At 74.8% G+C, this 22,890-nt stretch carries 9 protein-coding genes; 5 read left to right on the top strand and 4 right to left on the bottom strand.

The genetic code is table 11. From position 1 onward, the window contains the following. Positions 1-5: 5 nt before the first annotated feature. Positions 6-11,222, top strand: coding sequence for a type I polyketide synthase (locus QSK34_RS10080; protein ID WP_285582486.1), 11,217 nt, complete (start codon positions 6-8; stop codon positions 11,220-11,222). Positions 11,223-11,236: 14 nt separating this feature from the next. Continuing rightward, entirely contained in the window at positions 11,237-14,233 is a 2,997-nt protein-coding gene (locus QSK34_RS10085) for a type I polyketide synthase (RefSeq protein WP_285582488.1), read from the top strand. Here QSK34_RS10085 and QSK34_RS10090 read toward each other — a convergent pair. After that, complete coding sequence (locus QSK34_RS10090; protein ID WP_285582490.1) at positions 14,223-15,407, bottom strand: cytochrome P450; 1,185 nt, start codon at positions 15,405-15,407, stop codon at positions 14,223-14,225. The genes QSK34_RS10085 and QSK34_RS10090 overlap by 11 nt on opposite strands. A 134-nt stretch (positions 15,408-15,541) precedes the next feature. Between QSK34_RS10090 and QSK34_RS10095 the strand changes: the two genes are divergently transcribed. From QSK34_RS10095 to QSK34_RS10105, 3 genes are read left to right on the top strand one after another with little or no spacing between them, the layout of a single operon-like run. Further along, positions 15,542-16,624 (top strand): enolase C-terminal domain-like protein, encoded by a 1,083-nt coding sequence (locus tag QSK34_RS10095; RefSeq protein ID WP_285582492.1) that lies wholly within the window; start codon positions 15,542-15,544, stop codon positions 16,622-16,624. 47 nt (positions 16,625-16,671) lie between these two features. After that, the gene (locus QSK34_RS10100) at positions 16,672-17,580 is read left to right on the top strand and encodes a ketopantoate reductase family protein (protein ID WP_285582494.1); all 909 of its coding nucleotides are present in this window, start codon (positions 16,672-16,674) and stop codon (positions 17,578-17,580) included. Then, positions 17,577-18,752: an alpha-hydroxy-acid oxidizing protein gene (locus QSK34_RS10105; RefSeq protein WP_285582497.1), complete on the top strand. Its 1,176-nt coding sequence runs from the start codon at positions 17,577-17,579 to the stop codon at positions 18,750-18,752. Before QSK34_RS10100 ends, QSK34_RS10105 begins: the two co-directional genes overlap by 4 nt. Here the strand turns inward: QSK34_RS10105 and QSK34_RS10110 are convergent. The 3 genes from QSK34_RS10110 to QSK34_RS10120 form a co-directional block, all read right to left on the bottom strand. Beyond that, positions 18,747-20,093, bottom strand: a complete 1,347-nt coding sequence (locus QSK34_RS10110; protein WP_285582499.1) for a DNRLRE domain-containing protein — start codon at positions 20,091-20,093, stop codon at positions 18,747-18,749. The two genes, QSK34_RS10105 and QSK34_RS10110, sit on opposite strands and share 6 nt — an antisense overlap. A 165-nt stretch (positions 20,094-20,258) precedes the next feature. Continuing rightward, positions 20,259-21,614, bottom strand: coding sequence for a DNRLRE domain-containing protein (locus tag QSK34_RS10115; RefSeq protein WP_285582501.1), 1,356 nt, complete (start codon positions 21,612-21,614; stop codon positions 20,259-20,261). 129 nt (positions 21,615-21,743) lie between these two features. Further along, the gene (locus QSK34_RS10120; RefSeq protein WP_285582503.1) at positions 21,744-22,808 is read right to left on the bottom strand and encodes a beta propeller repeat protein; all 1,065 of its coding nucleotides are present in this window, start codon (positions 22,806-22,808) and stop codon (positions 21,744-21,746) included. Positions 22,809-22,890 lie beyond the last annotated feature (82 nt).

Here is a 22,890-nt window from a genome sequence, read left to right on the forward strand (position 1 = left end):
GCGCGATGACCACCGAGGCCAGGCTCCGCGACTACCTCAAACGGGTCACCGGCGACCTGCTGCAGACCAGGCAGCGCCTGTCGGAGCTCGAGTCGGCCCGCCACGAGCCGATCGCGATCGTCGGGATGGCCTGCCGCTATCCGGGCGGCGTGCGGTCGCCCGAGGACCTGTGGCGGGTCGTCTCCGAGGGCGTGGACGCCATCTCGCCGTTCCCCGCCGACCGCGGCTGGGACGTCCCGGCGTTGTACGACCCCGACCCGGCGCGGGTGGGGAGGACGTACACGAAGGAGGGCGGTTTCCTGCACGACGCCGCCGACTTCGACCCGGCGTTCTTCGGCATCAGCCCGCGCGAGGCGGTCAGCATGGACCCGCAGCAGCGGCTGCTGCTGGAGACCGCCTGGGAGGCGTTCGAGCGGGCCGGCATCGACCCGGAGTCGGCGCGCGGCTCCCGGACGGGCGTGTTCGCCGGGGTCATGTACGCCGACTACGGCGGCCGGATCCGGCAGGCCCCCGAGGAGCTGGAGGGCTACATCGGCACCGGCAGCGCGGGCTCGGTCGCCTCGGGCCGCCTGTCGTACGTGCTGGGCCTGGTCGGCCCGGCCATCACGATCGACACGGCCTGCTCGTCGTCGCTGGTGGCGCTGCACCTGGCGGTCCGCGCGCTGCGGGCCGGCGAGTGCGACCTCGCGCTGGCGGGCGGCGCGACCGTGATCGCCACGCCGGGCCTGTTCGTCGAGTTCAGCCGCCAGCGCGGGTTGTCGCCCGACGGCCGCTGCAAGGCCTTCGCGGCGGCGGCCGACGGCACCGGCTGGGGCGAGGGTGTCGGCCTGCTGCTGGTCGAACGCCTGTCGGACGCGGTCCGCAACGGCCACCCGGTCCTGGCGGTCGTGCGCGGCACCGCGGTCAACCAGGACGGCACGAGCGGCCAGCTCTCCGCCCCCAACGGCCCCGCCCAGCAGCGGGTCATCCGCGCGGCCCTGGCCGACGCGGGCCTGACCCCCGCCGACGTGGACGCCGTCGAGGCGCACGGCACGGGCACCCGCCTCGGCGACCCGATCGAGGCGCAGGCCCTCCTCGCGACCTACGGCCAGGACCGGGACGAACCGGCCTGGCTGGGCTCGCTGAAGTCGAACATCGGCCACACCCAGGCGGCGGCCGGGGTCGGTGGCGTCATCAAGATGGTCCACGCCATGCGCCACGGCCTCCTGCCGGAAACCCTGCACGTGGACGAACCCAGCCCGCACGTCGACTGGGACAGCGGCGCGGTCCGGCTCCTCACCGAGGCCCGCCCGTGGGAACCCCGCGACGACCGCCCGCGCCGCGCGGCGGTGTCGTCCTTCGGCATCAGCGGCACCAACGCCCACGTCATCCTCGAAGAGCAGCCGCCGAACCCCGAGGAGACGCGTGAGGCGGTTACGGGCCCGGTCCCGGTCCTGCTGTCCGCCCACAGTGCCGAGGCCCTGGGGGCACAGGCGCGGCACCTGCGCGACCACCTCGCCGCGCGCCCCGAGCTGGGACCGTCGCACATCGCGCACACCCTCGCCACCGGACGGGCCGCGCTCCCCCACCGCGCCGTGGCCGTCGCGGCCGACCGGGCCTCGTTGCTGGCCACGCTCGACGCCCTGGCCGCCGACCGGCCGCACGCGAACCTCGTGAAGGGGGTGGCGGCTCCGCGCGGGAAGGTGGTGTTCGTCTTCCCGGGCCAGGGCTCCCAGTGGGACGGGATGGCCCGCGACCTGCTCGCCACCTCCCCCGTCTTCGCCGGCCACCTGCACGCCGCCGCCGAGGCGATCGAACGGTATGCGGGCTGGAACCTGATCGACGTGCTCGACGGCCCGTCGCCGGATCGGGTCGACGTCATCCAGCCCGCCCTGTTCGCGGTCATGACCAGCCTGGCCCGCCTGTGGGAACACCACGGCGTGCGCCCCGACGCCGTGATCGGCCACTCGCAGGGGGAGATCGCCGCCGCCCACATCGCCGGAGCCCTCACCCTCGACGACGCCGCCAAGATCGTCACCCTGCGGTCCAAGGCGCTGCTCGCGCTGGCGGGAACCGGAGGCATGGCGTCGGTCCAGAAGGGCGCGGAGGAGGTCGCCGCCCTCCTGGCTCCTTACGACGATCTCCACATCGCCGCCACCAACAGCCCCAACGCGACCGTCATCGCGGGCGACCCCGCCCAGCTCGACCACCTGCTCGCCACGCTCGACGCCCGGAGGATCCCGGTCGACTACGCCTCCCACAGCCCCCACGTCCACCCCCTCCGCGACGAACTCCTCACCCTCCTCGACGGCATCCGCCCCCAACCCGCCACCATCCCCCTCTACTCCACGGTCACCACCGACACCACCGACCTCACCGCCGAATACTGGTTCGACAACCTCGCCAACCCCGTCCGCTTCCGCGAGACCCTCGAAAGGCTCGTCGCCGACGGCCACACCACCTTCGTCGAGGCCAGCCCCCACCCGGTCCTCACGACCCCCGTCCAGGACACCGTCGACGACCCCGCCCTGCTGGTCACCGGCACCCTGCGCCGTGACAAGGGCACCCTCCACCAGTTCCACCTGAACCTGGCCGCCCTGCGGGCCGGCGGCCACGACGTCGACTGGCGCCTCCCGCGGACCGCCGTCACCGACCTGCCCACCTACGCCTTCCAGCGCGAGCGCTACTGGCTGGAGGACGCCGCCGCCCCCGGCGACCCCGAGAGCCTCGGCCTGCGCGCCACCCGCCACCCGTTGTTGCCCGCCTCGACCACCCTCGCGACCGACACCCTCCTGCTGACCGGGCGGGCCGCCGCCCGCGTCCACCCGTGGCTGGCCGAGCACACGATCCACGGCACGCCGGTGCTGCCCCCGGCCGCCTACCTCGACCTGGCCCTCCAGGCCGGGCGGGCACTCGGCGGCCTCGCGGTCGCGGAGCTGGTCGCGGGCCCGCCGCTGAGCCCGCCCACCGAGGGCGGCGTGGACCTCCAGCTCACCGTCGGCCCGCCGGACGAACACGGCGAGCGCCCCTTCACCCTGTTCGCGCGCCCCGGCGACGCGGAGGAGGTCCCGTGGACCGGCCACGCCTCGGGCGTGCTGGCCCCGCCCGGCGCACCGGCCCCGGCCGCTCCGGCCTGGCCGCCGCCGGGCGCGGTGGAGGTCGACGTGGCCGAGGTCCAGGAGGCCCTGGCCGCCGCGGGCCACGACCACGGCCCCGCCTTCCAGGGCCTGACCCGGCTCTGGCGGCGGGACGACGAGGTCTTCGCCGAGGTGCCCGGCCCGGCGACCCCGGACGCGCCCCGGCACGCCCTGCACCCCGCCCTCCTCACCGCCGCGCTCCAGCCGCTGCTCGCCGAGGCGGGCCCGGCCGCCGTGCCGGCGGAGTGGCGCGGCGTGGTCCTGCACGGCCCGGGAGCGACCACGCTCCGCCTCCACGCGACCCGGACCGGGGAGCACGACTTCGCCCTCGCCGTCACCGGCCCCGACGGCGCTCCGGTCGCCACGGTCGGGTCGGTCACGCTGCGGCGGCTCGACGGGCTGCGGCCCGCCGGCGCCCGCCCCGACCGGTTCCTCACCCTGACCTGGCCCGAGACCCCGCTGCCCGCCGACCCCGCCGCCTCCTGGACGGTGGCCGCCCCCGGCATCCCCGGCCTGGCCCCATCCGACGCGGCCGACCCGGACGACGCGGCGTTCACGCTGCTGCCCGTCACCTCGGCCAGCACCCTGCTGCCCGAGCTGCTCGCGTGGCTGGCCGGTGACTCGCCCGCCCGGCTCGTGGTGGTCACCCGGCACGCCGTCACCGTCGCCGCGGGCGACGTCCAGGACCTCGCGCCCGCGCCCGTGTGGGGGCTGGTCCGGGCGGCCCAGTCGGAGCATCCGGGGCGGATCGTCCTGGTCGACCTCGACGGCCACGAGTCGTCGCTGCGCGCCCTGCCCGCCGCGCTGGCGCTGGACGAGCCGCAGGTCGCGCTGCGGCAGGGGGTCGCGCACGTCCCGCGCCTGGTCACCGCCGCCCCGGCCGACTTCCCGTCGGAGCCGCGGAGGGGCTCGGGTACCGTCCTGGTCTCGGGTTCCGGCGATCTCGCCGCGGCGGCGGCCGAGCATCTGGTCACCGTGCTCGGGCGTGACCACCTCCTCCTCGTGGGGGGCGATCCGGGCCTGGCCGAGCGGCTGCGGGGGCTGGGGGCGGACGTCATGGTGGCCGCCGACGGGGCGGCCGACCGGGAGTCGCTGGCCGAGGCGCTGGCGCTGCTCCCGGCGGAGCACCCGCTGACGGGGGTCGTGCACGTCGCCGACGCCGACGTGGAGACGGTGCTCACGTCGTACACACCCGAGCAGTTCACCACCGGGCTGCGCCGCGCCGGTGACGCGGCGTGGAACCTGCACGAACTGACCCTGGGCCTGGACCTCGACCTGTTCGTGCTGCTCACCCCGCACGTCTCCGGAGTGCTGGGCGGGACCGGGCAGGGCGCGCGGGCCGCGACCGGCGCCTACCTCGACGCGCTCGCGCACCACCGCGCCACGCTCGGGCTGCCCGGCGTCGCCGTCGCGTGGGGGCCCCGGGAGGAGGAGCCGGGGTCCGGCCGCGCGGGGCTGGTCCCGGCGGGCGCGGGGCAGAGCGCGCCGCTGTTCGGGCTGGCGCTCGGTTCGGCGCGGGCCGCGCTGGTGGCGGCCCGCCCGGCGACCGCCGCGCTGCGCGCGCTGGCCGCCGCCGGTCTGCTGCCGCCGCCGCTGCGGCCCTTCGCCGGTCCGGTCACCGCGGCCGCGGGCACGCCGGTGCTCGCCACCCTGGCCGGGCGCTCGCCCGCCGACCAGGAACGGCTGCTCCTGGACGCCATCGGCACCCAGGCCGCCGCCGTGCTGGGCTTCCCGGACCAGAGCGGCATCGACGTCACCCGCGCGTTCAAGGACCTGGGCTTCGACTCCCTGACGGCGGTCGAGTTCCGCAACCGGCTGGCCACGGCCACCGGCCTCAAGCTGCCCACGACGCTGGTCTTCGACCATCCGTCGCCGCGTGCCCTGGCCGATTTCCTGCGCTCGGAGCTCCTGGGCGCCGACGCCCCCGCCGCCCCGGTCGCCGCCACGCCGCGCCGGGCCGACGAGCCGATCGCGATCGTGGCGATGGCCTGCCGTTATCCGGGCGACGTGCGCACCCCCGAGGACCTGTGGTCGGTCGTGTCGGGCGAGCGCGACGTCATCTCGCCGTTCCCGGCCGACCGGGGCTGGGACCTGGAGCGCCTGTTCGACCCCGACCCCTCCCACGCGGGCACCTCCTACGCCCGCGAGGGCGGTTTCCTGCACGACGCCGCCGGGTTCGACCCCGCCTTCTTCGGCATCAGCCCGCGCGAGGCGGTCAGCATGGACCCGCAGCAGCGGTTGCTGCTGGAGACCGCCTGGGAGGCGTTCGAACGGGCCGGCATCGACCCGGCCTCGCTGCACGGCTCGGCCACCGGCGTCTACGCGGGCGTGGTCTACACCGACTACGGCTCGCGGGTACGGCTCCCGCCGGACATGGAGGGCTATCTCGGCATCGGCAGCGCGGGCAGCATCGCGTCGGGGCGGATCGCGTACACCCTCGGCCTGCGCGGACCGGCCGTCACCGTGGACACCGCCTGCTCGGCCTCGCTGGTGGCCCTGCACCTGGCGGTCCGCGCGCTGCGCGACGGGGAGTGCGACCTCGCGCTGGCGGGCGGCGCCACCGTCCTGTCGCATCCGGACATCTTCATCGGCTTCAGCCGCCAGCGCGGCCTGTCGGCCGACAGCCGGTGCAAGGCGTTCGCCGCCGCCGCCGACGGCACCGCCTTCGGCGAGGGGGTGGGCCTGCTGCTGGTGGAGCGCCTGTCGGACGCCGTCCGCAACGGCCACCCCGTCCTGGCGGTGATCCGGGGGACGGCGATCAACCAGGACGGCGCGTCGAACGGCCTGACCGCGCCCAACGGCCCGTCGCAGCAGGCGGTCATCCGCGCCGCCCTGGCCGACGCCGGCCTGTCCCCCGCCGACGTGGACGCGATCGAGGCGCACGGCACCGGCACCCGCCTCGGCGACCCGATCGAGGCGCAGGCCCTCCTCGCCACCTACGGCCAGGACCGCGACGAACCGGCCTGGCTGGGCTCGCTGAAGTCGAACATCGGCCACACCCAGGCGGCGGCCGGGGTCGGCGGCGTCATCAAGATGGTCCAGGCCCTCCAGCACGGGGTGCTGCCCAAGACACTGCACGTCGACGAGCCCACCCCCCACGTCGACTGGACGGCGGGCGACGTGCGCCTCCTCACGGAGGCCCGCCCCTGGACCCGGGAGACCGGCCGCACCCGCCGCGCGGGCATCTCCGGTTTCGGCATGAGCGGCACCAACGCCCACGTCGTCATCGAGGAGGCCCCCGCCCCGCGCCCCCAGGCCGAGGCGTCCTTCGGCGATGCGCCGGTGCTGCTGTCGGCGCACAACCCCCGGGCGTTGCGGGAGCAGGCCGCCCGGCTGCGCGACCACCTGACCACCCGCCCCGACCTGCTGCCGTCCGACCTGACCCGCACCCTCGCCACCGGCCGCGCCGCCCTCGCCCACCGGGCCGCCGTCGTCACCGGCGACCGCGAGGCGCTGCTCGCCGCCCTCACCGCCCTGGCCGACGACCGGCCCGACCCGCTGCTGGTGCGGGGGCAGGTCAGGCCGCTGGGCAAGACGGTCTTCGTCTTCCCCGGCCAGGGCTCCCAGTGGGACGGGATGGCCCGCGACCTGCTCGCCACCTCCCCCGTCTTCGCCGACCACCTGCACGCCGCCGCCGAGGCGATCGAACGGTATGCCGGCTGGAACCTGATCGACGTGCTCGACGGCCCGTCGCCCGATCGGGTCGACGTCATCCAGCCCGCCCTCTTCGCCGTCATGACCAGCCTGGCCCGCCTCTGGGAACACCACGGCGTGCACCCCGACGCCGTCATCGGCCACTCGCAGGGAGAGATCGCAGCCGCCCACATCGCCGGAGCCCTCACCCTCGACGACGCCGCCAAGATCGTCACCCTCCGCTCCAAGGCACTACTCGCCCTCGCCGGAACCGGCGGCATGGCGTCGGTCCAGAAAGGTGCCGAGGAGGTCGCCGCCCTCCTGACCCCCTACGACGACCTCCACATCGCCGCCACCAACAGCCCCAACGCCACCGTCATCGCCGGAGACGCGGGACAGCTCGACCACCTGCTCACCACCCTCGACGCCCGCAAGATCCCCGTCGACTACGCCTCCCACAGCCCCCACGTCCACCGTCTCCGCGACGAACTCCTCACCCTCCTCGACGGCATCCGCCCCCGACCCGCCGCCATCCCCCTCTATTCCACGGTCACCACCGACACCGCCGACCTCACCCCCGAGTACTGGTTCGACAACCTCGCCAACCCCGTCCGCTTCCACGAGACCCTCACCAAGCTCCTGGACGACGGCCACACCACCTTCGTCGAGGCCAGCCCCCACCCGGTCCTGACGACGGCCGTCCAGGACACCCTCGAACACCCGTCGCTGCTGGTCACGGGCACTCTCCGACGCCACAAGGGCACCCTCGACCAGTTCCACCTGAACCTGGCCGCCCTCCACGCCGACGGCCACCCCGTCACCTGGCACCTGCCGGAGCAGGGCGTCACCGACCTGCCGACCTACGCCTTCCAGCGCGAGCGCTATTGGCTGACCGGCCCCTCGGTGGGCGGGGACGCCGGGGGCCTCGGCCTGGACGCCGCCGAGCACCCGTTCCTGAGCGCGGCCACCGTGCTGGCCGAGACGGGCGCGCTGGTGGTCACCGGCAGGGTCTCCCGCGACTCCCACGGCTGGCTCGCCGACCACGCCGTGCGCGGCACGGCGCTGCTCCCGGCGACGGCGCTGCTCGAACTCGCCCTCCAGGCCGGGCAGCTCTCCGGGACCGCGTTCCGCGTCGACGAACTCACCCTCGAAGCCCCGCTCCACCTGCCCGAACACGGCGGCGTGCGCCTCCAGGCGGAGGTGGGCGCCGCCGACGAGTCCGGCCGCCGCCGGGTGACCGTGCACTCCCGCCGGGGCGGCGACGAGGAGTGGACCCGGCACGCCGCCGGAACCCTGGCCCCCGCCACCCCCGGCGAACCGGACGGGGCGACCGCCTGGCCCCCGCCCGGCGCCGTCCCTCTGGAGGTCGACGACCTCTACGACCGGCTGGCCGACCTCGGTTACGAGTACGGTCCCGCCTTCCGCAACCTCACCGCCGCCTGGCGGGCGGGCGACACCGTCCACGCGGAGGTCCGCCTGCCCGACGGCCACGAGGACGACGCCGCCCGCTTCGCCCTCCACCCGGCCCTGTTCGACGCGGCCATGCACGCCATGGCCCTGGGCGGTTTCCTCGGCGAGGGGGTGCGGCTGCCGTTCGCCTGGTCGGGCGTCGACCTGTTCGCCACCGGGGCCACCGCCCTCCGCGCCACCCTGACCCCCGCCGGCGACGACACCGTCACCATCACCCTCGCCGACCCGGCGGGCGCCCCGGTCGCCCGGGTGGAGTCCCTGACCCTCCGCGCGGCCCCCACGGCGCGGACCGCCGAACCCACGTCGCTGTACGAACCGGCCTGGACCGAGATTCCCCTGGTGCAAGCGGAAACCCCGGACGTGACCGTGGTCGAGTGGCCCGCCACCGTCGCCGACGGCGGGGTCCCCCGGGCCGTGGCCGCAAACGTGCGGGCCCTGGTCGACCGGCTGACCGCCTGGCTGGCGGACCAGCCCGACCCCGCCTCGCGCCTGGCGATCGTGACCAGGAACGCGGTGGCCGTGCGCCCCGGCGACCACGTCGACCTGGCGGCGGCTCCCCTGTGGGGGGTGGCGAGGTCGGCCGCGACCGAGAACCCCGGCCGGATCGTCGTCGTCGACGTCGACGACGCCTCGGCCGCCGCCCTCCCGGCGGCCCTGGCCGCCGGCGAACCGCAGCTCGCCCTCCGCGACGGCGTCGCGCTGGTCCCCCGGCTGACCCGCGTGAGCCGGTCCGCCCCGCTCGACCTGCCCGGCGGGGCCTGGCGGCTGGCGACCCCGGGAGGTTCCCCCGACGACCTGCACGCCGCGCCCTTCCCCGAGGCCCTGGCCCCGCTGGCCCCGCACCAGGTCAGGATCGAGGTCCGCGCCGCCGGGCTGAACTTCCGCGACGTCCTCACCGCGCTCGGCATGGTGCCCTCCGCGACCCCGCTCGGCGCGGAGGCGGCGGGCGTCGTGCTGGAGACCGGGTCGGCGGTCGCCGGTCTGGCCGTCGGCGACCGCGTCTTCGGGCTGGCGCCGGGCGCGGTCGGGCCGGTCGCGGTCGCCGACCACCGGCTGCTCGCCCGGATCCCGGACGGCTGGTCGTTCGCGGAGGCGGCGAGCGTGCCGGCCGTCTTCACCACCGCCTACCACGGTCTGGTCACCCTGGCCCAGGTCCAGCCGGGGGAACGGGTGCTCGTGCACGCCGCCGCGGGCGGCGTGGGGCTGGCGGCGCTGCAGCTCGCCCGGCATCTGGGCGCGGAGGTCTACGCCACGGCGAGCCCCGCGAAGTGGGCCGCGCTGCGTGCCCTGGGCGTGCCGCCGGAGCGCATCGCCTCCTCCCGCACCGATGAGTTCGCGGCGAGCTTCGGCGAGGTCGACGTCGTGCTGAACTCGCTGACCGGCGACCTCCTGGACGCCTCGCTCGGCCTCCTGCCGCCGGGCGGCCGGTTCGTCGAGATGGGCATCGCCGACCCCCGCGACCCCCGCGCGCTCGCCGAGGAGGGGGTGGCGTACCTGCCGTTCGAGCTGCTGGACATGCCGGTCGAGGAGGTGGCCGACGCCTTCCAGGGCGTGCTGGCGCTGTTCGCGTCGGGGGCGCTGCGCCCGTCGCGGGTCGCCACCTGGGACGTGCGGCAGGCTCCGGCCGCGTTCCGGCACTTCGCCCAGGCGGCCCACGTGGGCAAGCTGGTGCTGACGCTGCCGCCCGTACGGGAGGGGACCGTGCTGGTCACCGGCGGGACCGGCACGATCGGGGCGGCGCTGGCCCGGCACCTGGTGGCCGCGCACGGCGTGCGGCACCTGCTGCTGACGAGCCGGCGCGGCCCGGACGCGCCGGGCGCGGCCGACCTGGCCGCCGAGCTGACCGCGGCCGGGGCCGAGGTGCGGATCGCGGCCTGCGACGCGGCCGACCGGGCCGCGCTGGCCGGCCTGCTGGCGAGCGTCCCGGACGACCGGCCGCTCCGCGCGGTCGTCCACACGGCCGGGGTCCTGGACGACGGCGTGCTCGCCTCGCTGACCCCGGAGAAGATCGAGGCGGCGCTGCGCCCCAAGGTCGACGCCGCCTGGAACCTGCACGAGCTCACCGGCGACCTCGACGCCTTCGTGTTGTTCTCCTCCGCGTCGGGCCAGCTCGGCGGCGCGGGGCAGGCCAACTACGCCGCCGCCAACGTCTTCCTCGACGCCCTCGCCGCGCACCGCAGGGAGCGCGGGCTGCCCGCGACCTCCCTCGCCTGGGGCATGTGGCGGGAGGCCAGCGGCATGACCGGTCACCTGGGCGCGGCCGACCTGGCCCGCATCGCCCGGGGCGGGCTCACCCCGATGTCGGCCGAGGAGGGGCTGGCGCTGTTCGACGCCGCCCTGCGGGCCGACCGGCCGCTGCTGGTCCCGGCCGTGCTCGACGAGGCCGCGCTGCGGGCGCGGGCCGAGGCCGGGGAGGTGCCGCCGGTCCTGCGCGGGCTGGTGCGCGCGCCCTCGGTGCGGCGGGCCGCCCGCCACGCGCCGGTCTCCCCCGCCGGCCTGGCCGAGCGGCTGGCCGCGCTGCCGGGGCCCGACCGGGAGCAGGCGCTGCTGACCCTGGTCAGGGAGCAGGTGGCGGCCGTGCTCGGGCACGCCGGAACCGACGGGGTCGCCGCCGACCAGGCGTTCAAGGAGATCGGCTTCGACTCGCTGACCTCGGTCGAGCTGCGCAACCGGGTGGCGGCGGCGACGGGGCTGCGGCTGCCCACCACGCTCGCCTTCGACTTCCCGACCCCGGCCGCGCTCGCCGCCCACCTGCGCGGCCTGCTCGCGCCCGGCGACACCACCGACGACACCTCCGGCGACACCGCGGCCGAACTCGACCGGCTGCTGGCCGCCGTGACCACCGACGGACCCGGCTTCACGAAGATCAAAGACCGGCTGCGCGCGGCGTTGTGGCGCTGGGAGGAGGGCTCCCGCCCCGCCGAGGAGCCCGACGACGACCTCGCCGCGGCGACCGACGAGGAGCTGTTCCGCGCCCTGGACGAGGAGCTCGACCCGCTGTGACCCCTGGAGACGACATGACCAGCAACGAGGACCGGCTGCGCGAGTACCTCAAGCGGACCACGACCGACCTGCGCCAGGCCCGGCGCCGCGTCCGCGAACTGGAGGACCGGCAGCACGAGCCCATCGCGATCGTGGCCGCCGCCTGCCGCCTGCCCGGCGGCGCCGACGACCCCGAGGCGTTGTGGCGGCTGCTCGACGCAGGTGTCGACGCCGTCGGCGGCCTCCCCGCCGACCGGGGCTGGGACCTCGATTCGTTGTACGACCCCGACCCGGACCACGCCGGGACGGCGTACACGAAGGAAGGCGGTTTCCTGTCCGGCGCCGCCCGGTTCGACGCCGCGTTCTTCGGCATGGGCCCGCGCGAGGCGACCGCCACCGATCCGCAGCAGCGGCTGCTGCTGGAGACGGCCTGGGAGACCTTCGAACGGGCCGGGATCGCGCCCGGATCCCTGCGCGGCAGCCGGACCGGCGTCTTCGCCGGCGTGGTGTCGCAGGCCTACGTGCCGCCGCCCGACCGGGTGCCGGACGGCTACGAGGGCCACCTGATGACCGGCAACGCGACCAGCGTGGCGACCGGGCGGATCGCCTACCACCTGGGCCTGGAGGGCCCGGCGGTGACCGTCGACACGGCCTGCTCCTCGTCGCTGGTGGCCATGCACCTGGCCGCCCGGTCGCTGCGGAGCGGCGAGTGCGACCTCGCGCTGGCGGGCGGGGTCACGGTGATGGCCACCCCGGTGCTGCTGGTGGAGTTCAGCCGCCAGCGCGGGCTGGCCCCCGACGCCCGCTGCAAGGCGTTCGCCGCCGCCGCCGACGGCACCGGCTTCGCCGAGGGGGTCGGCCTGCTCCTGCTGGAACGCCTCTCGGACGCCCGGCGCAACGACCGGACCATCCTCGCCGTGCTGCGCGGCTCGGCCGTCAACCAGGACGGCGCGTCCAACGGCCTGACCGCGCCCAACGGCCCGACGCAGGAGCGGGTGATCCGGGCCGCGCTCGCCGACGCCCGGCTCACCCCCGAGCAGGTCGACGCCGTCGAGGCCCACGGGACCGGCACCCGCCTGGGCGACCCGATCGAGGCGGGGGCGATCCTGGCGACGTACGGGCGGGACCGGGCCGAGCCCTTGTGGCTGGGGTCGGTGAAGTCGAACATCGGCCACACGCAGGCCGCCGCCGGGGTGGCCGGGGTCATCAAGGTCATCGAGGCGCTCCGGCACGAGACCCTGCCCCGCACCCTCCACGTCGACGAGCCGACTCCGCACGTCGACTGGGGGAGCGGCGCGGTCCGCCTCCTCACCGAGCCGGTGCCGTGGCCCCGGGGCGAACGGCCGCGCCGGGCCGGGGTCTCGTCCTTCGGCATCAGCGGGACCAACGCCCACGTCATCATCGAGGAGGCGCCCGCGCCCTCGTCCTCGCCCGATGGGGCGGAAGCCGGTTCGCCCGCCGCGCCGTGGCCGCTGTCCGGCCGCACCGAGACCGCCCTCCAGGCCCAGGCGGCCCGCCTGCTCGACCGCCTGACCGCCCACCCCGGCCTGGACGACACCGGCGTCGGCCGCACCCTGGCGCTGGGCCGCACCCCGCTCAGGCACCGGGCGGTCGTGCTGCCCGGCGACCGCGACCAGCGCCTGCGCGCCCTGGCCGACCTCGCGGCGGGCCGCCCGTCGCGGCACCTGGTCCGCGCGGTGGCCGCCGAACGCGCCGGCACGGCGTACCTGTTCACCGGCCAGGGCAGCCAGCGCCCCGGCATGGGCCGCGGCCTCTACGAGGAGTGGCCGGCCTTCGCGGCGGCGCTGGACGAGGTCGCCGCCGCGTTCGCCCCCCATCTCGACCGTCCGCTGAAGGAGCTGCTGTTCGGCGGCGACCCGGCCGCCCTCGACCGGACCGAGTACGCCCAGCCCGCCCTCTTCGCCCTGGAGGTCGCCCTGTTCCGGCTGCTGGAGCGGCTCGCCCCGCCGCCCACGCGGGTGGCCGGGCACTCGCTCGGCGGGCTGGCCGCCGCGCACGCCGCCGGGGTGCTGTCGCTGGAGGACGCCTGCGCCCTGGTCGCCGCGCGGGCCCGGCTGATGCAGGCCCAGCCGGAGGGCGGCGCGATGACGGCCGTCGAGGCGACCGAGGCCGAGGTCGCCGAGGTGCTGGAGGCCTACCGGGGACGGGTCGACCTGGCCGCCGTCAACGGCCCGGCCGCCGTGGTCGTCTCGGGCGACGCGGACGCGGTCACCGAGATCGCCGCCGGGTTCACCACGCGGGGCCACCGCACCCGCAGGCTCCGGGTCGGCCACGCCTTCCACTCGCCGCACATGGACGGGGCCCTGGCCGCCTTCCGCGCGGCGGCGGCCCGGGTGACCTTCCACGCACCGGCCATCCCGCTCGTGTCGGAGGTGACCGGCCGCGAGGCGGCGTACGAGGAACTGAAGGACCCTGACTACTGGGTGCGCCACCTGCGCGACACGGTCCGGTTCGGCGACGTGGTCGCCTCGTTGCGCGCCGCCGGGGTGAGCACGTTCGTCGAGGTCGGCCCCGACGCCGTGCTCACCCCGATGGCGGCGCGGGCGCTGCCCGACGACGCCCTCGTGCTCCCGGCGCTGACCCGGGACCGGCCCGAACCGGAGGCGGTGGCGTCGCTGGTCGCCCGGCTGCACGCGGCGGGCGGCGAGGTCGACTGGTCGGCCTGGCATCCCGCGGGCCCGCCCGCCGACCTGCCGCCCTACCCGTTCGAACGGGAGCACTACTGGTGGGGCTCGGACCCGGGGACCGGCCGCCCGGAGGAGCGACCGGCCGAGACGACCCTGCTCGACCTGGTGCGGGTGCACGCCGCCGAGGTGCTCGGCCACGCCGCGCCCGACCAGATCGGCCCCGAGGACAACTTCCTGCACATCGGCTTCTCCTCCTTCAGCGCCCTGGAGGTGCGCAACCGGCTGTGCGAGGCGACCGGCCTGACCCTGCCGCCCGTCCTGCTGTACGACTACCCGACCCCCGCCGCCGTCGCGGGCTTCCTGGAAGAGCGGCTCACCACGTGACGGGCAGCCGGTGGATGCCCTGAACCGAACCGCCCGGCTTGACCCCGAGCGCCTCGACGGGCTCGGTGAGGCGCAGGCCGGGCACCCGGGTGACCAGCTCGCGCAGCCCGATCTCCAGTTCGGCGCGGGCCAGGTTCTGCCCGATGCACTGGTGCACGCCGTGCCCGAAGGCCAGGTGACCACGCGCGTCGCGGTTCAGGTCGAGCGCGTCGGGATTCGTGTAGACGCGTTCGTCGCGGTTGGCGGCGGCGTTGGGCAGGTAGACGGCGTCGCCCGCGCGGATGGTCACCCCGCCGACCTCGATGTCGGCGGCGGCGACGCGCTGCAGCTCGTCGGCGACCGACAGGAACCGCAGCAGTTCCTCGACGTGGTCCTTGGCCCGGTCGGGATGGTCGCGCAGCACGGCGAGCTGGTCGGGGTGCTCCAGCAGGGTCAGGATGCTGAGCGCCATCATGTTGGCGGTCGTCTCATGCCCCGCGACCAGCAGGAACATCGAGATCGACGCGACCTCGGCGCGGGTGAGCTGCCCGGTCGCCAGCCGCTCCCGGATGAGGGTGTCGACGACGCCCTCGCCCGGCTCGGCGAGCTTCAGGTCGATCAGCTCGTCGAAGTAGGCGGTCAGCGCCACGGCCGCGTCGGCCGCGTCCTGGGCGCTGCTGGTCGCCATCAGCATCTTCCTGGTCTGCGCCTCGAAGAAGTCGTGGTCGCCGTACGGCACCCCGAGCAGCTCGCAGATCACGGTCGACGGCACCGCGAGCGCGAACTCGGGCACCAGGTCGGCCCCCGGCCCCTTGTCGAGGATCGCGTCGATGCGCTCGGTGACGATGCGCAGGATCACCGGCCGCAGCTTCTTGAGCCCGTTGACGGTGAAGCTCGGGGCGAGCATGCGCCGCTGCACGTCGTGCTCGGGCGGGTCCATGCCGACGAGCGCGACCAGCTTCGAGGCGGCCATCCGGGGCACCAGCACCGGGAAGTCGGCCCGCGACCGGTCCGACGACAGGCGGGGGTCCAGCAGGAGCGCCCGCGTCTCGGGGTGCCCGGTGATCACCCAGGCGGTCCGCCCGTCGTACAGGCGGACGGGCGCGGCGACGCCGGTGGCCCGCAGCCGCTCGTACCCGGCGGGCGGGTGGTAGGGGCAACCGCGGTTCATGGGGAAGTCGGGGATCTCACTCATCCGTTCCTCGCACAGTCTCATCGGTGGCTCGGTGGGTGGTGCGGTGCGACGGAGCATGGACGGCGGCGCTGAAGTCGCGCTGAATTCAGCCGCGCTTTAACGGCAGCAGAGGGTTCCCGTGATGGGGTTGGACTGTGGGAGCCGAGACGATCTCGCGGGTGCGGGCGCGTCCGGTGGTCGTCCCGATGGCGCGGCCGTTGCGCACCGCCTCGGGCTCGATCACGGCCGCCCCGCTGCTCCTGTTCGACGTGGTCACCGACGGCGGCGTGACCGGCCGCTCCTACGTGTTCGCCTACGATGCGGCGCTGCTGCCCGCGCTCGCCTCCGTCGCCGGGGAACTGGCCCCCGGGCTGGCCGGGAAGGCCCTCGCGCCCGGCGCCCGGATGCGGGACTTCCAGGCCAGGTTCCGGCTGCCCGGCCTGCAGGGCGTCGCCGGCATGGTGGTGTCGGGCGTCGAGATGGCCCTCTGGGACGCCCTCGGCCACCTCACCGGCCTGCCCGTCGCCACGCTGCTCGGCGGGGAGCCCACCCCGCTGAGGGCCTATGACAGCTACGGGATGATCGACCCCGTCCAGGAGGAGCGGGCCCTCCGGGGCTCGGTCGAGAGCGGGTTCCGCGCGGTCAAGATCAAGCTCGGCCATCCCGACGCCGCCCGCGACGTCGAGGTGGTGGCGCGGGTCCGCGAGATCATCGGCCCCGACGTCGAGCTCATGGTCGACTACAACCAGTCGCTCACCCCGCAGGAGGCCCGCCGCCGCCTCGCCCGGCTCGACGGGTTCGGCCTCTACTGGGTCGAGGAGCCCGTCCAGGCGGAGGACCTCGCCGGGCACGCCTATGTGCGCCGCACCACGGACATCCGCGTCCAGACCGGCGAGAACTGGTGGTTCCCGGCCGGCTGTCACGCCGCCATCGCGGCGGGGGCCTGCGACTTCGCCATGTTCGACATCATGAAGATCGGCGGCTTCACCGGCTGGACCCTCGCGGCGGGCCAGGCCGAGGCGGCCTCGCTGCCCGTCTCCAGCCACCTGTTCGTCGAGGCGAGCGCGCACGCCATGACCGTCACCCCGTCGGCCGGCTGGGTGGAGCACCTCGACCTCGCCGGGGCGGTCGTGCGGGAGCCCTACCGGCCGGTCGACGGCCGGATCACCGCGAGAGGGCCGGGGCTGGGCATCGCCTGGGACGACGAGGCGGTCGCGGCGTACACGCCGAGGTTTTGACCATTCCTGGATTGTGGGGAAAAACGTATTCTGCATACGTTTTTGTGATGAAGATCCTGGTCGTGGGGGCAGGAGCGGTCGGCGGCTACTTCGGCGGCCGACTCGTTCAGGCGGGCCGAGACGTCACCTTCCTGGTCCGTCCCAAACGGGCCCGGCTGATCGGCGAACGCGGACTGCGGATCGTGGGCCTGGGCGAGGACACGACGCTCCATCCCCGCACGATCCTGGCCGACGAGATCACCTCGACGTTCGACCTGGTCCTGGTCTCGGTCAAGGCCGCCGCGCTGCGCTCGGCCATGGACGACTTCGCCCCCGCCGTGGGGCCGGACACGCTGATCCTGCCCGTGCTCAACGGGATGCGGCACCTCGACGAGCTGGCCGGGCGCTTCGGCGAGCGGCGGGTCCTCGGCGGGGTCGTGATGGTCAGCACCACCGTCGACGCCGACGGCGACATCCTCCGGCTCGCCGACGTGCAGAGCCTGACCTACGGCTCCCGCGCCGGCCCCCCGCCCGACGAACTGGTCGGCGTGCTCGGGGGCGCGGGCTTCGAGACCCGCCTCGCGGCGGACATCGTCGGCGAGATGTGGGCCAAATGGGTGTTCATCGCCGCGACCGGCGCGGTGACGTGCCTCATGCGCGCGACGATCGGCGAGGTCGCCTCCACCCCCGGCGGGACGGAGTTCGCCCACGCGGTCGTGGACGAGTGCGCCGCCGTCGCCGAGGCCGCCGGCCACCCGGTGCCGAAGGAGTCGCTCGACGGCACCCGCAAGACGGTCACCGCCCCCCATTCGTCGCTGACGTCGTCGGCCTACCGCGACCTGGTCCGCGGCCGCCCCGTGGAGGTCGAGGAGATCTTCGGCGACCTGGTGCGGCGCGCCCGCCTGCTCGGCGCCCCGGTCCCGCTGCTCAGCCTGGTCACCCTCAACCTGCGCGTCTACCAGAGAACACGGGCATGAACCCGCGCTTCGGCGACTACCAGAACGACATCTACTCGGGCGGCCTGCACGGGCGGGTCCCCCCGCTGCCGATGGCCTTCGCCGACCTGGAGGCCAGGGCCGAGGCCGCACTGCCGCCGTCGATCTGGTCGTACGTGGCGGGCGGCGCCGGCGACGAGCACACCCAGCGCGCCAACGTCGCCGCCTTCCGCCGCTGGGGCCTGCTCCCCCGCATGCTGGCCGGCGCCGTCGAGCGCGACCTGCACGTCGACCTGTACGGCATGCGGCTGCCCACCCCGGTCTTCCTGGCCCCGATCGGGGTGATCGGCCTGTGCGCCCAGGACGGCCACGGCGACCTCGCCACCGCCCGGGCGGCGGCCCGCACGGGCGTCCCGATGATCGCCTCGACGTTCTCCGTCGACCCGTTGGAGGACGTGGCCGGGGAACTGGCCCCGGCGCCGGGCTTCTTCCAGCTCTACACCCCGGCCGACCGCGACGTCGCCGAGAGCCTGATCCACCGCGCCGAGGCGGCCGGCTTCCGCGCCCTGGTCGTCACCCTCGACACGTGGGTGACCGGCTGGCGCCCCCGCGACCTGAGCACCGCCAACTTCCCCCAGCTTCGGGGCCACTGCCTGGCCAACTACACCACCGACCCGGTCTTCCGGTCCCGCCTGGCCCGCACCCCCGAGGACGACCCCCAGGCCGCCACCGCGTACTGGGCGAGAATCTTCGGCAACCCGCTGACCTGGGACGACCTCCCGTGGTTGCGCTCGACCACCAACCTGCCGCTGCTGCTGAAGGGCATCTGCCACCCCGACGACGCCCGCCGCGCCGCGGACGCCGGGATCGACGGCCTCTACTGCTCCAACCACGGCGGCCGGCAGGCCAACGGAGGCCTGCCGGCCCTGGACGTGCTCCCCGAGGTGGTCGAGGCCGCCGGGGGCCTGCCGGTGCTGTTCGACTCGGGCGTCCGCTCGGGAGCCGACGTGGTGAAGGCCCTGGCCTTCGGCGCGACCGCCGTGGGCATCGGCCGCCCTTACGCCTACGGGCTGGCGCTGGGGGGCGCCGACGGGATCGTCCACGTGCTGCGGACGATCCTCGCCGAGGCCGATCTCATCATGGCCGTGGACGGCTACCCGACCATCGCCGACCTGACCCCCGAGACCCTTCGGCCGGTGGCATCCGGGTCATGACTCTGCGTCGACGGTGGCCTTCTGCCAGTCGGACGACACCGTGACGAGCGCCTTCGACGTGGCCGTGACCCGCCAGCGGATCTTCCATCCGTCTGCCAGCAGACCGGACGGCACCACCGCCTTCTTGACTCCGTTCGCCATGTTCCCCGGTTTGTAACCACCGCCCCAGATGGGGCCGGTCCCCTGGCCGGGTGCGTCCGGATCGTGCTCGATCTCGAAGTTCACCACCCACAGGTCACTGTACGGATGATTGACGACGGCACGGAGTTCGGGCGTCAGACTCGTGATCACGGTCGTGCCGTCAGTCCGGGTGGACGGGACGACCTCGGGCGAGTGGATCTCAGGAGCGGCGATGTCCACGACGACGTGCTGCCAGGGCAGCCAGTCCGAGACCGTGCCGGCGTCCAGGTTCCTGGCCCGCGCGCGCCAGCGGACGTGCCAGCCGTCCTGAAGCAGCCCGGCGGGCGGCGTCTGCACCATGCTCTGCCTGCCGGACCTGGCCCACGCGGAGAAGCCGCTCCAGATCTGCCCGCTCTGGCCCGCGGAGGGGTCGTGCTCGATCTCGAACTCGCCCGACAGCCAGCCGCCGATGGGGTCGTCCATGACCATCACGAACCGAGGCGCCGTCGCGATGAGGGTGCTCTCGTCCGTCGAGAGGGGTTGCATGACGACCCGCCGGAACGCGGGCGCCGACGAGACGGTCATCGTGACCGTCAGTCGCGGCGGGGCCAGCTCGGTGTTCTGCACCGACGCGAGGCGCGAGTAACCGTCGTCGAGAGTCTCGTCAGGGTGCTGGAGGACGAATCCGTAGTTGGACGTGCCGTCGACCCAGTCCTGCACGATGCCCGTGACCGGCCATTCCACCTGCTCGGCCGGCACGTCGCATTCGGCGGCGGCGATGTAGGCGTCATCCGGCGTGGAGCCCGGCTTGTTGCCCCAGTGGAGGAAGCCGTCGGTCCAGGGCTCGACGACCCGCCGGACCTCGATCCCCTCACCGGTCTGGGACCCGCACGACGGCGCGGAGTAGTTGGCGAGCCGGAGCGTGGCCGATGTGACGACGCCGGCCGGCAGTCGGGACGTGTCGAACCTGACATAGGCCCGGCCCCTCGTGCTGTCGGGAAAGGCGCCGAGGAAGAGGAGTTCGTTGCCCGGCGGGGCCGGCATGGTCTCGTCGCTGTGCGACGCCACGCTGACGTCCTCGACGGCGTTCAACACGTGCACGACCTCGACCGTGGTCGAGCCTGAGGCGTGCGCGGACGGGATGGCGGTGAGGCCGGTCGGAAGCATGACGGCGGCCAGCAGAGGGAGTGCCCTCCTGCGCAGGAGGGACCGGCGTGACATCAGCGAACTCCTTGAACGCGGAGATGATTGACATTCCGGATTCTCAATCGAATGGCCCGGCAACGCGGTCATGAACCCGACGGCGAAGAGGTCGGCCGCCGCGGCGACCGCCGGACGGGTGCGCCCCCGCAGGGCATCCGCCGACGGCCGCCGGGCTTGGCCGGATCATCGGTCCAGGTCGACCGTGAACGTCCGCCACTCCGACTGCGACACGAACGGCCCCCCGTTCGCGCGCACCCGCCAGCGCAGCCGCCAGCCGTCCTGCAGCACCCCGGCGGGCACGGTGACCTGCGTCCGCGCCCCCGAGGCCGGGTCGTCCGGCTCGGCGCCCGACCAGATGTAGCCGGTGCCCTGCTCCGGCGCGTCCGGGTCGTGCTCGATCTCGAACGCCACGTACAGCGGGTCGACGAACGGGTGGCTCGCGGTGGCGCTGAACGTCGGGGTGAGGCTCGTGGTCACCGTCACGCCGCCGGACTCCTGGGACGGGGTCATCTCCGGTCCGGTGATCTCGGGGACGACGTCGGACAGGGTCGCGGACTGCCACGGCGACCAGGCGGAGACCGTGCCCGCCGTCACGTTGTGGGCGCGCACCCGCAGGCGGATCTGCCAGCCGAACTCCAGCAGGCCGGCCGGAACCCGGACCAGCGGCTTGGGGGTGTTGGACGTCGGGGACGACATGGCGCTCCAGATCACTCCGGTGCCCTGGCCCGGGACGGCGGGGTCGTGCTCGATCTCGAACTCGGCCGTCAACCGCCCGCCCGCCGGGTCGCGGACCACGGTGAACATGCTGGGCGCGGTCCCGGCCAGCCAGAGACGGTCGCCTTCACGGTGGCTCTGCGAGACGTTCAACCCGCTGGCGGACGGCGTCGAGGGGACCTCCATCGTGACCGAGAGAAGAGGGGCGGAGTACGAGGTGTTCTCCGAGGACGAGAAGTACCAGACGCCGTCGTCGGTGGACTCGTCCGGGGATTGGAGCACCAGGCCGTGATTCTCCGCACCCGCCGCCCAATCCTGGACGATGCCCGTGACCGGCCACTCCGTCTGACCGGCGGGCACCCCGCACGGGAGGTCGGCGAGGGCGGTGACCGCGTCCTCAGGCGTCGAGAGGGGCGTGTTGCCCCAGTGCAGGAAGTCGGCGGCCCAGGGTTCGGTGACCCGGCGCACCTCGATGCCCTCCCTGGCCACCGGCCCGCAGACCGGCGTCTTGACGGCGGCGAGCCGCAGCGCGGCCGACCGGATCACGCCCTCGGGCAGCGAGGACAGGTCGAACCGCAGGTAGCCCCGCGCGTCGGTCGACCGCATCCCTCCGAGAAGGAGGAACTGCGAATGGGGCGGGGCCGGCGAGTCGTGGTTGTGGAGAGTCATGACGTGGACGTCGTCGACCGGCGCGAGGGTCTTCACGACGACGAGGGTCGGCGTGTCGGCCGCCGCCGGAGCCGGCGCGACGGCCGGTCCGGCCACGGTCAGGGCGGCGATCAGCACGCCGAACGCCCTCCTCCGCAGGAGGGATGGTGCAGACATCATCGAGCTCCTTGGGACGCGGAGATGATCTTTGGCATCGCGCAAGGACGCTAACAAAATCCCTGAACAATCGAAATATTGACATTCAGGAAATGAAATTCGAAAGGACCGACAAACCCCGTCTATTAATCACCGGTACGGGCCGGTCACCAACAACCGGTCGGTCGACGCGTATGCGCGCTCGCTCGTTTCCGGATTGATCAGCCGGCCCTGCGGGATGTGCGTCGCCCCCGCCCTGACCAGCAGCGTCGTGCCCGGGATGTGCGCCGTGACGCCGCTGCCCGAGTGGGTGAACAGGCCGAGCGCGCGGCCCGGCGGCGGTTTCGGCGCGGCGACCTTCGTCCATTTCCCGGCCCGGTTGCGCCAGAGCGGCTGGTCGAGGCCGTAATCGAACCAGACGCCGCCCGCCCCGTCGGGTTCGATGGCCTCCGGCGGGCGGGTGCGCGGCGGGGTCAGCGCCGTCCACCTCCCGCCGCGACGCTGCAGGACGGGCAGGCGTTCGCCGTCGAGCACCGAGTATCCGGCGAGCCACAGGTCGCCGCCCCGGCCCACCACGACGTCGTCGATGTTGAGGTGGCCGCGGACGTCCGCCCGCACGGGGACCGGCACCCGTTCGAGGGCGCGGCCGTTCCAGCGCAGCACGGCGGGGGTGCTGCGGCCGACCGGGTCGTAGTCGGCGGTGCCGGTCTCGAAGCGGCCGAGCACCCAGACCGTTCCCCCCTGGAAGCGGACGCCGCTGACCTTGAGGTCGGCCGGAGTGGGCACCGGGTGCCACCGCTTGCCGTCGTACCGGCTCAGCCGGTCCTTCTCCGACACCCAGGCCCCGCCGGGCACGGCGGCGAGCAGCACGTAGGCCTGCTTCGAGACCGACCGCACGGCCCGCCACCTCGTGCCGTCCCAGCGGTGCGCCCGACCGGACGTGAGCGCCCACACGTCGCCGGAGGGCGAGGCGGACAGCGCGGTGATCGCGCCGGGCATCGGCATCGACCGCCACCGCCTGCCGTCGAAGCGTTCGAGCAGGGCGGGTTGCGATCCGGCGGCCCAGATGTTCCTCGGTCCGACGGCCGCGACCGAACTGAAGCCGTCGTGCCCCTTCTTCGCCGGGAGAGGGGCGTGCCGCCAGGGCGACGCCTCACCGGCCGAGGCCGCTCCCATGCCGCCCGCCAGCACCGCCGCGATCACGACTGCCCACACGATCTGCCTCCATCGCCCCGGAAGGTTCCGATTATGCTGCGATCCGGAGCCGGAGAACGTCGGGTGCGCCCGTTAGGTTGGC

This window comes from Herbidospora sp. NBRC 101105 (genome assembly GCF_030269205.1).
GTDB lineage: Bacteria > Actinomycetota > Actinomycetes > Streptosporangiales > Streptosporangiaceae > Herbidospora > Herbidospora solisilvae.

Excerpts from the sequence above, each read along its gene's own strand:
- QSK34_RS10110 (WP_285582499.1), bottom strand. The coding sequence starts at position 20,093 with ATGTCACGCCGGTCCCTCCTGCGCAGGAGGGCACTCCCTCTGCTGGCC.
- QSK34_RS10115 (WP_285582501.1), bottom strand. The coding sequence starts at position 21,614 with ATGTCTGCACCATCCCTCCTGCGGAGGAGGGCGTTCGGCGTGCTGATC.
- QSK34_RS10090 (WP_285582490.1), bottom strand. The coding sequence starts at position 15,407 with ATGAGTGAGATCCCCGACTTCCCCATGAACCGCGGTTGCCCCTACCAC.
- QSK34_RS10105 (WP_285582497.1), top strand. The coding sequence starts at position 17,577 with ATGAACCCGCGCTTCGGCGACTACCAGAACGACATCTACTCGGGCGGC.
- QSK34_RS10080 (WP_285582486.1), top strand. The coding sequence starts at position 6 with ATGACCACCGAGGCCAGGCTCCGCGACTACCTCAAACGGGTCACCGGC.
- QSK34_RS10085 (WP_285582488.1), top strand. The coding sequence starts at position 11,237 with ATGACCAGCAACGAGGACCGGCTGCGCGAGTACCTCAAGCGGACCACG.
- QSK34_RS10100 (WP_285582494.1), top strand. The coding sequence starts at position 16,672 with ATGAAGATCCTGGTCGTGGGGGCAGGAGCGGTCGGCGGCTACTTCGGC.